Genomic DNA, 14,129 nt, shown 5'->3' on the forward strand with positions numbered 1-14,129 from the left:
AAGGTTTCGCGCGTGGAAAAGATGAAGTTAAAATTACTCTATTCCGATTTGAAATCGGATATAGACATCATCGAAAAAGAGTTAGAAACTGCGTTAAACTCATCTTCGCACTTGATAAATGAGGCCTCTCTCCATTTGTTACAGGCTGGCGGTAAACGAATTCGCCCTGTTTTTGTATTAATGAGTGCAAAATTTGGGCAATATAATATTGATCAAATTAAAAATATTGCGGTACCGTTAGAGTTAATTCATATGGCATCACTCGTACATGATGATGTTATTGATGATTCAGATTTGAGAAGGGGTAGACATACTGTCAAAGCACAATGGAACAATCGGGTTGCCATGTACACTGGTGACTTTATTTTCGCAAGAGCTTTAGAGTATGTGACATCTATCGAAAACGTCAGGGTTCATCAAATTTTAGCGAAAACAATGGTTGAAATTTGTAATGGCGAAGTTATACAAATTGAAGATAAGTTTCGAAGTCATCAAAATTTAAAAGACTATTTCCGACGAATTAAGCGTAAAACAGCTCTGCTCATAGAGTCAAGCTGTGAATTAGGGGCTGTTGTTGGTGGGCTTAATGATAAAGAGGTAAGACATCTTAAACGATTTGGTTATTTTGTTGGGATGAGCTATCAAATTGTAGATGATATTCTAGATTTTACTGCAACAGATAAAGAGCTAGGTAAACCTGCTGGAAGTGATTTGCTTCAAGGAAATATTACTTTGCCGATTTTATTGTTAAAAGATCATCCTACAATCCAAAGTTTTATAGCGAAATCTTCAAGTGGTGAAGTATCAGAAGAGGATCGATTGGAAATGTTAAAGATTGTGCGCAATTCTGATGCCATTAAGCAAGCAATCACTTTAAGTAATCAGTATCTAAGAAAAGCGTTAAAGGAAGTTGACGCGTTACCAAGTCATCCTATGAAGAGAAAACTGCGAGATTTGGCTCTTTTTATTGGAAAACGTAAATTCTAAGTAAAGTTTTCATGGTTTTCATAGTAAAAGTTGATGTATTTCGCATCTTTTGGTAATATTTATCGGTAGGTGTAACGCCTTATACAAACTTAAGGAGTGTTTTATAATTATGGCAATTGAAAAAACTTTTTTAATGATTAAACCAGACGGAGTAAAACGTCAAGTAATCGGAGACATCGTAGACCGTTTTGAACGTCGCGGATTCGAATTAAAAGGTGCTAAACTTATGGTAGCTTCTCGTGAAGTAGCAGAAGCTCATTACGCAGAACATGCGGACAAACCATTCTTTGGTGAATTAGTTGATTTCATCACTTCAGGTCCAGTATTTGCTATGGTATGGGAAGGCGAAAGCGTAATTTCTTTAGCTCGTATCATGATGGGAGCTACAAAACCATCTGATTCTCAACCAGGGACTATCCGTGGTGACTATGCAGTTACAATTTCTGAGAACGTAATCCACGGTTCGGACTCAGCTGAATCAGCAGAACGCGAAATTAGCTTATGGTTCGGCGGAGAATTAGCTTAATTCTCTCTTAAAAGATTATATTGAATTTTAAATAACTATTGCTTTTAGCAATAGTTATTTTTTTTGAAATAATCGGAACTTTTTGGAAACACTAATGGAAAGTATGATATATAATGGACTTTGGAGGTGATAGAATTGGAAGACTATGTAATTCTAGTATTGGGAATTGTTTTTATAGGAGCAGCAATTCCAATTACGGCAATTTCAACTAGTTATTTAAGTAAACAATCAAAATTGAAATTAGAAGTGCTAAAACAAGAAATTGAACTAGAGAAGGTTAGAAAAGAAGGGTATATCATCGAAACTGAAAAACTTCGGTTAGAAATAGAGCAAACAAGACAACAATTAGCATTAGATCACCCTGCACAACTTCAGATAGAAACTAAATTCTAACGATACAAAACTTTTTACACACTTTTTCGCTATTGACTTAGTCGAAATGATATATATTTCCCATTTTCTACATTTCCTATATAATGAAAATAGGATAGAACGAGGGGAAAGATTAACAAATGTCAGATTATGAACAATTTATTGCTGGTATAAATAAAAAAACAGGTATAAATCTAGCGCTATATAAAGAAGCCCAGATGAAGAGACGTTTAACCTCTTTATATGAAAAAAAGGGCTATCGAAATTTTGTCGACTTCTTGCATGCACTTGAAAAAGATCGTGATTTAATGAATGAGTTTTTGGATCGAATGACCATAAATGTTTCTGAGTTTTATCGAAACGGGAAACGGTGGGAAGTTTTACAAAACAAAATATTCCCATTACTTTTACAATCCAATAAACGTTTGAAAATATGGAGTGCAGCATGTTCAACGGGTGAAGAGCCCTATACCATTTCAATGGTATTATCTCACCACTTGCCACTGTCCCAAATTCAAGTTTTAGCAACAGATCTTGATGAAAATGTCATCCAAAAAGCAAAGCTTGGCTTATATCCGGAACGTTCACTTGCAGAGGTTCCAAATGATTCAAAAACCAAATACTTCATTCAAGAAGGTTCTTTTTACAAAGTAAAAGATGAAATTAAAAGAACAGTCAGTTATAAGAAGCATAATTTACTAAATGATCACTATGATTCAAATTATGATTTAATCGTTTGTCGTAATGTAATGATTTATTTTACTGAGGAAGCGAAGGATCAAATCTATCATAGCTTTAGTAAAGCGTTGCGTCCCGGTGGAATTTTGTTTGTTGGTTCCACAGAACAAATCTTTAATCCTGCTCAATACGGCTTTGAAATCGAAGATACCTTCTTTTATCGAAAGAAATAGTTTATGTACCAGTACTGTTATTTTCATAATAATCTTTATGCATCGCTTTTCGTATTTAACGAAAAGCGTATTTTACTATAAAATGACCTTTTCTTAGGGAACTATGAAAAGGTTAAGGGAAAGTTTATGAAAATAGACTATAATAGAATTTCTGAATATTCGGTACTATTTTTAAGGGATATTAAAAAAATAGCACTGTTTTTTGTTATATTATATGTTATATTAAAAAATACATACTTTAGCGAGTTGAAGGGAGAAAGTGTTTTATGCGTTACCTTACAGCAGGAGAGTCTCATGGACCACAATTAACTACTATCATCGAGGGGCTACCATCCTTATTACCAATTACAGCAGAATCTATAAATTATGATTTAAAACGACGCCAAGGTGGCCATGGTCGTGGAAGAAGAATGCAAATTGAAACAGATACCGTTGAAATCGTTGGCGGTGTACGTCACGGAAAAACATTAGGTTCTCCAGTTGCGTTAGTAGTAAAGAATGATGACTGGAAGCATTGGACGAAAATTATGGGGGCAGACCCACTTCCAGAAGATGTAGATCCAAACGAAATCAAACGGCAAATTTCACGTCCACGTCCAGGACATGCGGATTTAGTCGGTGGCATGAAATATGGTCATCGAGACTTACGTAACGTATTAGAACGCTCAAGTGCACGGGAAACAACAGTTCGAGTGGCAGTTGGATCCGTAGCTAAAACTTTATTGAATGAATTAGGGATATCCATCGTATCCCATGTAACAGAAATTGCCGGGATTAAAGCTGATACAACAAAAACAGAAGGTAAATCTGCAAAAGAAATTCGCGAAATTGTTGAGCAGGATCCATGCTATTGTGTTGACCCGGAAGCATCTAGCCAGATGGTCCAAATGATTGATGATACGAAAAAAGCGGGTGATTCGATAGGTGGTGTTGTAGAAGTAATCGTGGAAGGACTTCCAGCAGGGATTGGCTCCTATGTACATTACGATCGAAAATTAGATGGCAGACTTGCTCAAGCAATGCTATCCATTAATGCATTCAAAGGTGTTGAATTTGGAATCGGGTTTGAGATGGCACGTCGCAAAGGCTCAGAAGTACATGATGAAATTCTTTGGGATGAAGAAAACGGCTATACTCGTGCAACAAATCGTTTGGGTGGTCTTGAGGGCGGCATGTCTACAGGGATGCCAATTGTAGTACGCGGTGTCATGAAACCTATCCCGACTTTATATAAGCCTCTACAAAGTGTTGACATTGAAACAAAAGAGCCATTTAAAGCAAGTGTCGAGCGTTCTGATAGCTGTGCAGTTCCAGCGGCCTCTATCGTTGCGGAGAATGTAATTGCTTGGGAAGTTGCCAATGTACTTATTGAGCAATTCCATAGTGATCAACTGCCACAGCTTAAAGCACAAATTGAAGAAATGCGAAAATACTCAAAGGAGTTTTAAAAATGAGAATTCCAGTGAACACAGCATCACACCAGTATGAAGTTGTGATTGGGAACAACATTTTAACAAGTGCTATTGAATCCTTACACGAACAATTACCAAAAGTAGATAGAATCTTCGTGTTTACAGATAAGAACGTATGGGAGGCAGGAGGGGACTATTTTACCGCTAACTTCCCTTATCCATTTGAAGTAAATGTGATGCCCCCAGGTGAAGAATGTAAAAGCTTTGAAAGCTATAAAGAAGCTCATACGTTTTTAATTGAAAATAAATGCTCCCGAAAATCTCTATTAATAGCCTTTGGTGGGGGAGCGGTAGGGGATTTATCAGGGTTTGTTGCAGCCACATATATGCGAGGGATTCCATTTATTCAAATTCCTACGACTATACTGGCTCATGACTCTGCTGTCGGTGGAAAAACTGCTATTAATCATCCTGAAGGAAAAAATCTAATTGGCGCTTTTTATCAACCAGAGGCAGTAATCTATGATATTCATTTTTTAAGCACGTTAAATGAACGTGAAATCCGCTCTGGCATGGCAGAAGTCATCAAACATGCAATGATTTCGGACGAAGTTTGGTTACAAGAGTTGTTATCGATTCATTCAATAACGAACATACCTAGTGTTCAGCTTGCATCCTACTTAAAATCAGGGATTGAGGTAAAGGCGAAAATTGTAGCAGAAGACGAAACTGAGCAATCTGTACGGAAATACTTAAACTTTGGTCATACGTATGGGCATGCCATAGAAGCAGCAGCGGGATATGGTGGGTTAGCTCATGGGGAAGCAGTTGTAATTGGTATGGTCTATGCACTCATTTTAAGTGAACGTCATGGGAAAATCTCCCGTGAATTTACCAAAACATTTTTACAATTTGCTTATAACAATGGATACCCGTTTGATGCAGTATCAGAATATTCATTTGAAACATTAGAACCGTTTTTAGTAAAAGACAAAAAGGTTGAATATGGTGCAATGCAATTTGTCTTGCTTCATTCGATTGGGAAGCCTTTTATCCAAAGTATAGAAGTAGCTGAATGTAGAGAAGTAGATTTAGAGTATCGTGCGTTACTTATGGAGGTTTGTAAATGATTAGAGGGATAAGAGGAGCGACAACAGTAACAGAGGATAAACCCGAATTAATTTTAACTGAAACGGAAATTTTGGTGAAAGAAATTGCTAGAGTAAATAATATACAACCGGAAGATATTATCTCGGTTTTAATCTCGACAACTACGGACATTCGCTCTGGGTTCCCAGCAAAAGCGGTACGTTCTATTGACGGATGGCAATATGTTCCGACAATGTGTACACATGAAATGAGTGTTCCAAACGCTCTTCCTTCGTGTATTCGTGTATTACTGCATGTTAATACGGAATTAAGTCAAAAAGACGTACGTCATGTTTATTTAAATCAGGCTGTAGTTTTGAGACCAGATTTAGTACAAGAGGCTAACAAGTAAGGAGACGACTTCAGTTATGAAATGGAAACAACAAATAAATGAAATGAAAGCATACCAGCCAGGAAAACCAATGGATGAAGTGAAAAAAGAGTTTGGATTGGAGGAAGTAGTAAAATTAGCTTCAAATGAAAATCCATATGGTTTTTCACCAAAAGTAAAATCATTTTTAGCTAGTGATTTCTCAAACCATGCAATTTATCCTGACGGCTATGCACAGGACTTGCGTACAGCTGTTGCGAATCATTTGAATGTTAGAGAATCGCAATTATTATTTGGGAACGGATCAGATGATTTAATAGCTATTTTAACACGTGCATTACTTTACTCTGGCGTCAATACAGTTATGGCAACGCCATCTTTCTCCCAGTACCGTCATAATGCAGAGATTGAGGGGGCGGAGGTAAGAGAAGTTCCTTTACGTGATGGGAAGCATGATCTAGCTGCTATGTTAGAAGCAATCGATGAAAATACTTCAGTTGTATGGGTTTGTAATCCAAATAATCCAACAGGTACGATTGTAGGTGATGAGGAACTTCAAAACTTCCTTAAAAAAGTACCTGCCGAAGTTTTGGTTGTTTTGGATGAGGCATACTTCGAATATGTAGGTTCTCCAGTTTTTAAGGATACACTTTCATATGTGACTGAATATCCAAATGTAATCATTTTGCGTACATTCTCTAAGGCGTATGGTCTTGCATCATTCCGCGTTGGATATGGTATAGCACAAGAGGAAGTAATTGCAAAATTAGACCCAGTACGAGCACCTTTTAATAATACTATCTTGAGTCAAAAAGTTGCTGCTGTCGCTTTAGCCGATCAAGCCTTTATCGACGAATGCAAAGAAAAAAATGAAACCGGTAAAAAGCAATATGTACAGTTTTGTGAAAAGCATGAATTGAAATACTATCCATCCGAAACGAATTTTATTTTATTTGAAGTAAAAGCTGATAGTGATGTTGTTTTTAAAGAAATGATGAAGCGCGGCTTTATTATTCGAAGTGGAAATGCCTTAGGTGTACCAGGCTACATTCGTGTGACGATTGGGACAGAGGAGCAAAATGATAAATTTTTATCATTACTTGAGGAAGTTCTTACGGAACAGGGAGTTTTTGCATGACACGGAACGTCTTCGTAATAGGATTAGGTCTAATAGGAGGTTCTATTGCCCTTTCTTGTCAAAAAGCACCAAATACGAAGGTTTACGGCTTCGATTTTTACGAGAAAACTCGACAGCAAGCTCGTGAACTGAATATTGTCCATGAAGTGGTAGATGATGTGCTGCAAACAGCAAGTATTGCGGATGTCATTATTTTTGGAACACCTGTGAATGCGACCCTTCAATGGTTGGATAAATTAAAAGAATGGCCACTGAAGAAAAATGTAGTTGTAACAGATACAGGTAGTACCAAAGGTTTAATTATGGAAAAAGGTGCAGAACTAAGTGAAAAAGGCATACATTTTATAGGTGGTCATCCAATGGCTGGATCACATAAGAGTGGCGTGCAAGCTGCAAAAGCCCATCTTTTTGAAAATGCTTATTATCTATTAACGCCCTTAGAAAATGAAAATGAAGAGCAGATTTTAGAGCTTGAAGATCTTTTAAAGTATACGCTAGCAAAAATTGTGCGAATTGATGCTCTTAAGCATGATCATATGACCGCCGTTGTGAGTCATTTTCCACATATTATCGCAGCATCACTTGTACATCAGTTAGATAGTGAACAACAAAATTATCCTATGACTAGTATGCTCGCTGCAGGTGGTTTTCGTGATGTGACGCGTATTGCCTCTTCAAATCCACTAATGTGGAAGGATATTGTCCTGCAAAATCGTGAGGAACTACTTAGCCAATTAAATTCATGGCAAGATGAAATGAATAGAGTTAAATCGCTTCTTCTAAATCCTGAAGAAGAATCAATCGAGCGATATTTTGCAGTAGCAAAAGAAGTTCGGGATAAACTACCGATAAATAAAGGTGCATTCTTTACAACATATGATTTGTATGTTGATATTCCTGACTATCCAGGTGTCATTTCCGAGGTGACAGGTTATTTAGCTGAAGAGCAAATAAGCATCACGAATATCCGAGTGGTGGAAGCGCGGGAAGACGTATTTGGTATCTTGGTCATTAGCTTCCAAAATGCCGATGACCGAGAAAAAGGACAAAAGTGTTTAAACAATAGAACAAAGTATGAAATGTATATGTCATAATACTGGTAAATGGTTATTTTTGAAAGGAGCATATAAATGTCTTCTACTACAAATCTAGATTATAAAAATGCTAGTCTAAAAGGAACGATCACTATTCCCGGCGACAAATCCATTTCTCATCGTTCTGTCATGTTTGGATCAATCGCACAGGGGAAAACAACGGTTAGTGGATTTCTTCTTGGTGAGGATTGTCTAAGTACAATCGATTGTTTCAGAAGGCTTGGTGTAGAAATTCATGTCGAAGGGACTAATGTTACAATTTTGAGTCCAGGAATGGATAATTGGGAAGAACCTAAAGAAATATTGTATACAGGGAACTCAGGTACTACGACTAGATTAATGTTAGGTATTTTATCTGGTACAACACTGCATTCCGTAATGACAGGAGATGCTTCAATTGGCAAACGTCCAATGAGACGAGTATCTGATCCTCTTCGATTAATGGGAGCAAAAATCGCCGGAAGAGAAAATGGGCAATATACACCATTAGCTATTCAAGGGACAAAGCTAAAAGCAATTGATTATACAATGCCTGTGGCAAGTGCCCAAGTGAAATCAGCAATTCTTCTTGCAGGACTACGAGCAGAAGGTACAACGGTTGTTCGAGAAAAAGAGGTTTCTCGTGATCACACTGAACGCATGCTCCAACAATTTGGAGCATCAGTAGAAGTAGAAAACGGTGTCGTATCGTTTAAAGGCGGACAACAACTGCAAGCTACCCATGTGAATGTCCCTGGTGATATCTCTTCAGCAGCATTTTTCTTGGTTGCAGGTGCCATTGTTCCTAACAGTGAAGTTATGATGAAAAATGTCGGAGTAAATAAAACTCGAGCAGGCATTGTTGAAGTGTTAGAGAATATGGGAGCAGACTTGTCAGTTGAAGTAGAAGATGACAAAGGCTTTGAACCTACTGCAACGCTAACAATACGAACTTCTGATCTTAAAGCAACCACAATCGAAGGGAATATAATTCCTCGTTTAATTGATGAAATCCCAATCATTGCACTTTTAGCTACTCAAGCAGAGGGTACTACAATTATTCGGGACGCAGAAGAATTAAAAGTAAAAGAAACAGACCGCATTACAGCTGTTGTAACTGAACTGCAAAAGCTTGGAGCAAATATAGAAGCCACAGATGATGGAATGATTATTCATGGACCTACAAAGCTTCATGGAGCTAATTTGAACTCTTATGGGGATCATAGAATTGGTATGATGTCTGCAATTGCTGCATTAATATCAACTTCTCCGATTGAAATCGATGATACAGATTGCATTGCAGTATCTTACCCAACTTTCTTTGATGATGTAAAACAACTCCTGAATTCTTAAAAATATTCGATGTAAATTATTAAAATAGTTGGACCTTCCCGAAATTTAACGGGTCAGGTCCTTTTTCTTGTTTCTATTAATTAAGTGAAGTAGCATAGTATTGACTAAACATAAAAAAGGTGAGTAAAGTTGACAAATACAGCGAATGAATTGATACAAGCCATTCAAAATGGAGAACTGCAACAAATTAATAATTTATTAGAAACATTTTTATTAAATGAACAAGCTGATGTACAATATGAAATTGCTGATTTACTGCTGCAATATGGATTTTTAAATGAAGCAGATCGCGTGTTTGAACATCTACAATTTTTATTTCCAGATGAACCTCAGGTAGCTATTGACCGTGCCTCAGTCTTAATTGAATTAGGTGAAGAGGATGAGGCACTACAATTACTCATGAGCATTGATTCAGAAGCGCCAGAATATCCTCAAAGTCTACTACTGCTAGCAGATTATTATCAGATGCAAGGGTTATATGAAGTGGCTGAACAACGAATAACAGAAGCGTTAGATTTACTGCCAAATGAGCCATTATTGCAATTTGCCAAAGCTGAGCTGCTATTTGAAACTGGACGCTTTACTGAAGCCGCTCGCATCTATGAAGAATTACATGCCAAAGAAAAAGAAATCGCAGGGATTCTATTATCTTCAAGGCTCGCTGAAGTTTATCGTGCTGGCGGTGGATATGAAACAGCACTAGATTACTATATGGAAGCGTTAGAGGAGTCTGTTACGCCTGATTTATTATTTGGTTCGGCCTATGCTGCTTTCCAATCTGAAAAATATGAATTGGCTACTAAACAACTAGAGGACTTAAAAGAATTAGATCCTGATTATTTTAGTGCTTACTTATTATTAGCGGAAAGCTATGCGATGATGGAGGATAACAAAAGAGCACTAAAGACCATTGAAGAAGGTATTCAACGTGATGAGTATGAAAAGTCATTCTATTTATTTGCAGGCAAGATGGCAATAAAGAACAGTTTACCAGATGAGGCAACGAACTACTTACAACAAGCGATTGCGCTCGACCCTGAGTATATGGAAGCTATTTTAGTGCTGATTTCAATCTATGCAAATCAAGAACGATACGAAGAAATTATCGAGTTGTATGAAAATTTAAAAAATAATGATTTCGACTGGAGCGCTCTATATCCCTTTGTTGCGGATGCATATGCCAAGAATGAGCAGTATGAACGTGCATGCGAAATTTATAAGGTAGCATATAATGATTTTAAAGACGAACCATCGTTTTTAGAAAAATATTGTTATTTCTTGATAGAAGAAGGAAAAAGAGAGGAAGCACGAAGTATCGTTAATCGTTTAATTGCTTTGGAGCCTACAGAGCAACAATGGTTAGATCTTCTCTACACTCTTGAATAAAAGGAGGGATAGCAAAGTGACTTCTTCCATTCCGATTATTGATAAAAAATCATTTGTTCGCTGGTTTCTTAAAAATTATCAATTAAAAAGAAGAGAATGTGTTTGGATACTGAATTATTTATTAAGCAACGACAATCTACTTGAAAATATTCACTTTGTAGAAGAAGCGCATTATTGTCCAAGGGCGATTGTAATGTCCTCTGTCGATTCAACTGGCGTACCATTTCGATTTTATAAAGGGAATATCATGACAAGTGATGCTGAAAAGTCTTTTCACGATTTAAGACTTCATCCAAATGAAAGCATGTATATCCAATTAAACTTTCCTAATATCCCACCTAGTCAGCAGTATTTAGCAGTTTTAGAGGAAAATCCATTCATGCCAAAGTATTTGCATATTAGTGAACGGGACCGACTGATTGCAGAAGAAATGTTAAATAATAGCTTATTAGCATTTCAGGAAGAAAAACTACTAAAAGAAATCGACGATGCTTTAGACAGGGGAGATAAGGAAAAGTTTTATTCGCTCTCCAATTTATTGCAGGCATTGAAACAAACTACCAAAAATGTATAGATATACTATATTTGTGGTGGGAAGTTGGAGATCCAATTTGCGAAGTATAAATTTATCTGGAATATTCTAATGTTAGAAATGCTATAGTCTCATTCAGTCGGGATAGGCTGAATGAGATTTTGTATGTTCCTGATATTTACAATATAATAGAAATACATAAAGTAATATTTTGATTTAAATTAAACTGTTAATTTTATTTGTTTTTGGCAATAGTAATTAATGATATATGGAGGAGAAGCAATGTTTTTTAATGTAAAAGATGTACAACAATTTCAATCACAAAAGGATTTTATTGATACGGCGCTTGTACCACTGCTTTCACTGGATTTTAAAGATGAAAAAATCAGACAGAGTAGTTCTGCGGCAGAGTTTTTAATGTCCCTTACTGCTTTTGTAGAACAGCAATTTAAAGGTAGATTAATGCTTGTCCCTCCATTTTCTTATACCGAACAAACAAAATCTGATTTGGCAGTAAGCTTATTAAAGAAAGAATTGCAAGATGCAGGCTTTAAGCATGTTCTATTTATAACATGCGATCACGCTTGGACAAGTTCCAGTGAACAAATAGATGTAATTTGGTTACCAGCTATTCCTATCGAATCAATGGATCAAGGAGTTAAAAAAACAATACTAGAAGAACAGTTAAAACAGATCATTCCAATTTTAACTTCCAAATGGTTTCAAAGTTAGTAAATTCTTTCATTAAATGTTCACAAAGTTGTCGAAAGTATAGAAAGCCAATATTGACCAACCTATTTTCTTGATATATCATAGATATGTCCTAGTAATTACTATTTGTAAAAGTATGTCCGTTGGACTGACCTTTTAGTTAGAGGGGGGAAAAGGATGAGTAACAATCGAGTTTCTAGACGTCAATTTCTTAACTACACTTTAACTGGTGTTGGTGGATTTATGGCGGCGGGCATTTTAATGCCAATGGTTCGCTTTGCAATTGATCCAGCTTTACAAACAAAAGCTGATGGTGATTTTGTACAAACTAGCCAAAAAGTTGCAGATCTTACTGAGGAGCCTGTAAAAGTTGACTTTTCATATGAACAAGTTGATGCATGGTACACATCTGAAGTTACTGATACTGCTTGGGTTTATAAAAGTGGAGATTCAATCGTCGCATTATCACCAGTTTGTAAACACTTAGGCTGTACTGTTAACTGGAATAGTGATACGGAACACCCGAATCAATTCTTCTGTGCTTGCCATGGTGGACGTTACGAAAAAACTGGTAAAAACGTTCCGGGTACACCACCACTTGGTCCGCTAGATGAGTATGAAGTATCAGAACAAGATGGCTTTTTATTGCTTGGGAAAAAAATCGCAAATACTAGAGGTTAATAGTTAGGGGGTAGACACCAGTGCTAAATAAAATTTATGATTGGGTCGATGAACGACTGGATATCACACCTATCTGGCGTGATATTGCCGACCACGAAGTGCCAGAGCACGTTAACCCTGCACATCACTTCTCAGCATTTGTTTACTGTTTCGGTGGTTTAACATTCTTTATTACAGTTATCCAAATTTTATCGGGTATGTTCTTAACAATGTACTACGTGCCGGACGTAGAAAATGCTTGGAAATCAGTTTATTACTTACAAAACGAAGTAGCTTTTGGTGAAATCGTACGTGGTATGCACCACTGGGGAGCTTCATTAGTAATCGTAATGATGTTCTTACATACGCTTCGTGTGTTCTTCACAGGTTCTTATAAAAAGCCTCGTGAGTTAAACTGGGTTGTAGGAGTTTTAATTTTCTGTGTTATGTTAGGTCTAGGTTTCACAGGATATTTATTACCTTGGGATATGAAAGCGCTGTTCGCTACTAAAGTAGGTATTGAAATTGCAGCTTCTGTTCCGTTTATTGGTGAACTTATTAAAGTATTGCTGGCTGGGGATGCTACAATAATTGGTGCTCAAACGTTAACACGTTTCTTCGCAATTCATGTATTCTTCTTACCTGCAGCATTATTTGCATTACTTGCAGCTCACTTTATTATGATTCGTCGTCAAGGTATTTCCGGACCGCTTTGATTCGTTAAGAATTTTAAAGGGTCTATGATTTTTTAAAGGAGGGGACACTATGCATCGCGGAAAAGGGATGAAATTCGTAGGTGATTCACGCGTTAAAGCGAATAACCGTATGGTGAATATGCCTAAAGATTATTCCGAGTATCCAGGTAAAACAGAAGCTTTCTGGCCTGACTTCTTATTAAAAGAATGGATGGTTGGTGCGGTTTTCTTAATTGGATATTTATTATTAACTGTCGCTCATCCTTCACCACTTGAAGGTCCGGCAGATCCAACTAATGCTTCATATATTCCATTACCAGACTGGTACTTCTTATTCTTGTACCAATTATTAAAATACACATTTGCATCAGGTCCATACAATGTAATCGGTGCGATTATTATGCCTGGTTTAGCGATTGGTGCATTAATGTTAATGCCGTTCTTAGACAAAGGTCCAGAACGTCGTCCATCAAAACGTCCATTACCAACAGCATTTATGTTGTTATCGCTTGCTGCAATGATTTTCTTAACTTGGGAATCTGTTGTAAACCACGACTGGGAAGCGGCAGCTAAACAAGGTGAAATCAAAGAACAAGTGGACGTTGAAATTGATGAAACTGCAGAAGGTTACTTAATCTTCACTGGTGAACAAGGTAAGTCTTGTATCGCATGTCACGGAGCTGATATGCAAGGTGGAGGTGCAGCACCTGCTTTAGTAGGTAACGAATTAACTGCTGAAGAAGTTGCAGAAGTAATTAAAAACGGTCGTGGCGCAATGCCAGCTGGTCAATTTGCAGGTACTGATGAAGAGCTTCAAGTATTGGCTGAATTCATCGCTAGTTTAAAAGCTGAAGAATAATCTTAATATTTTTCTTAAAGAGAGTCGGGAAACT

Annotated in this window: 16 protein-coding genes; all 16 read left to right on the forward strand. The window is 37.0% G+C overall.

Annotation, left to right across the window (positions count from 1 at the left end; all coding sequences use genetic code 11):
• Window positions 1-12 precede the first annotated feature (12 nt).
• The 16 genes from hepT (at window position 13) to C1N55_RS08305 (ending at window position 14,095) form a co-directional block, all read left to right on the forward strand.
• Window positions 13-987 (forward strand): heptaprenyl diphosphate synthase component II, encoded by a 975-nt coding sequence (hepT, locus tag C1N55_RS08230; RefSeq protein WP_137728373.1) that lies wholly within the window; start codon window positions 13-15, stop codon window positions 985-987.
• 109 nt (window positions 988-1,096) lie between these two features.
• Window positions 1,097-1,513 carry a nucleoside-diphosphate kinase gene (ndk, locus tag C1N55_RS08235; protein WP_137728374.1) on the forward strand — a complete coding sequence of 139 codons (417 nt, stop codon included), beginning with the start codon at window positions 1,097-1,099 and terminating at the stop codon, window positions 1,511-1,513.
• Between the two features lie 135 nt (window positions 1,514-1,648).
• Entirely contained in the window at window positions 1,649-1,906 is a 258-nt protein-coding gene (locus C1N55_RS08240) for a hypothetical protein (RefSeq protein WP_240758413.1), read from the forward strand.
• A gap of 119 nt (window positions 1,907-2,025) precedes the next feature.
• Complete coding sequence (locus C1N55_RS08245) at window positions 2,026-2,796, forward strand: CheR family methyltransferase (protein ID WP_137728375.1); 771 nt, start codon at window positions 2,026-2,028, stop codon at window positions 2,794-2,796.
• A gap of 266 nt (window positions 2,797-3,062) precedes the next feature.
• Complete coding sequence (aroC, locus tag C1N55_RS08250) at window positions 3,063-4,244, forward strand: chorismate synthase (RefSeq protein ID WP_137728376.1); 1,182 nt, start codon at window positions 3,063-3,065, stop codon at window positions 4,242-4,244.
• 2 nt (window positions 4,245-4,246) lie between these two features.
• Window positions 4,247-5,338 carry a 3-dehydroquinate synthase gene (gene aroB, locus C1N55_RS08255; protein ID WP_137728377.1) on the forward strand — a complete coding sequence of 364 codons (1,092 nt, stop codon included), beginning with the start codon at window positions 4,247-4,249 and terminating at the stop codon, window positions 5,336-5,338.
• On the forward strand, window positions 5,335-5,709 hold the full coding sequence (aroH, locus tag C1N55_RS08260) for a chorismate mutase (RefSeq protein WP_137728378.1): 375 nt from the start codon (window positions 5,335-5,337) through the stop codon (window positions 5,707-5,709). The genes aroB and aroH overlap by 4 nt, the downstream gene beginning before the upstream one ends.
• A gap of 16 nt (window positions 5,710-5,725) precedes the next feature.
• Window positions 5,726-6,826, forward strand: a complete 1,101-nt coding sequence (gene hisC, locus C1N55_RS08265) for a histidinol-phosphate transaminase (protein WP_137728379.1) — start codon at window positions 5,726-5,728, stop codon at window positions 6,824-6,826.
• Window positions 6,823-7,920 (forward strand): prephenate dehydrogenase, encoded by a 1,098-nt coding sequence (locus C1N55_RS08270; RefSeq protein ID WP_137728380.1) that lies wholly within the window; start codon window positions 6,823-6,825, stop codon window positions 7,918-7,920. Before hisC ends, C1N55_RS08270 begins: the two co-directional genes overlap by 4 nt.
• Before the next feature lie 36 nt (window positions 7,921-7,956).
• The gene (aroA, locus tag C1N55_RS08275) at window positions 7,957-9,252 is read left to right on the forward strand and encodes a 3-phosphoshikimate 1-carboxyvinyltransferase (protein WP_137728381.1); all 1,296 of its coding nucleotides are present in this window, start codon (window positions 7,957-7,959) and stop codon (window positions 9,250-9,252) included.
• 129 nt (window positions 9,253-9,381) lie between these two features.
• On the forward strand, window positions 9,382-10,638 hold the full coding sequence (locus C1N55_RS08280) for a tetratricopeptide repeat protein (protein WP_137728382.1): 1,257 nt from the start codon (window positions 9,382-9,384) through the stop codon (window positions 10,636-10,638).
• Between the two features lie 16 nt (window positions 10,639-10,654).
• Complete coding sequence (locus tag C1N55_RS08285) at window positions 10,655-11,212, forward strand: ReoY family proteolytic degradation factor (RefSeq protein WP_137728383.1); 558 nt, start codon at window positions 10,655-10,657, stop codon at window positions 11,210-11,212.
• 240 nt (window positions 11,213-11,452) lie between these two features.
• Window positions 11,453-11,902: a YpiF family protein gene (locus tag C1N55_RS08290; RefSeq protein ID WP_137728384.1), complete on the forward strand. Its 450-nt coding sequence runs from the start codon at window positions 11,453-11,455 to the stop codon at window positions 11,900-11,902.
• A 156-nt stretch (window positions 11,903-12,058) separates the two neighbouring features.
• Window positions 12,059-12,562, forward strand: a complete 504-nt coding sequence (locus C1N55_RS08295; protein ID WP_137728385.1) for a QcrA and Rieske domain-containing protein — start codon at window positions 12,059-12,061, stop codon at window positions 12,560-12,562.
• A gap of 20 nt (window positions 12,563-12,582) precedes the next feature.
• Window positions 12,583-13,257, forward strand: a complete 675-nt coding sequence (gene qcrB / locus C1N55_RS08300) for a menaquinol-cytochrome c reductase cytochrome b subunit (protein ID WP_137728386.1) — start codon at window positions 12,583-12,585, stop codon at window positions 13,255-13,257.
• Window positions 13,258-13,306: 49 nt separating this feature from the next.
• Complete coding sequence (locus C1N55_RS08305) at window positions 13,307-14,095, forward strand: menaquinol-cytochrome c reductase cytochrome b/c subunit (RefSeq protein WP_137728387.1); 789 nt, start codon at window positions 13,307-13,309, stop codon at window positions 14,093-14,095.
• The last annotated feature ends 34 nt before the right edge of the window (window positions 14,096-14,129 follow it).

Source organism: Lysinibacillus sp. SGAir0095 (genome assembly GCF_005491425.1).
Taxonomy (GTDB): domain Bacteria; phylum Bacillota; class Bacilli; order Bacillales_A; family Planococcaceae; genus Ureibacillus.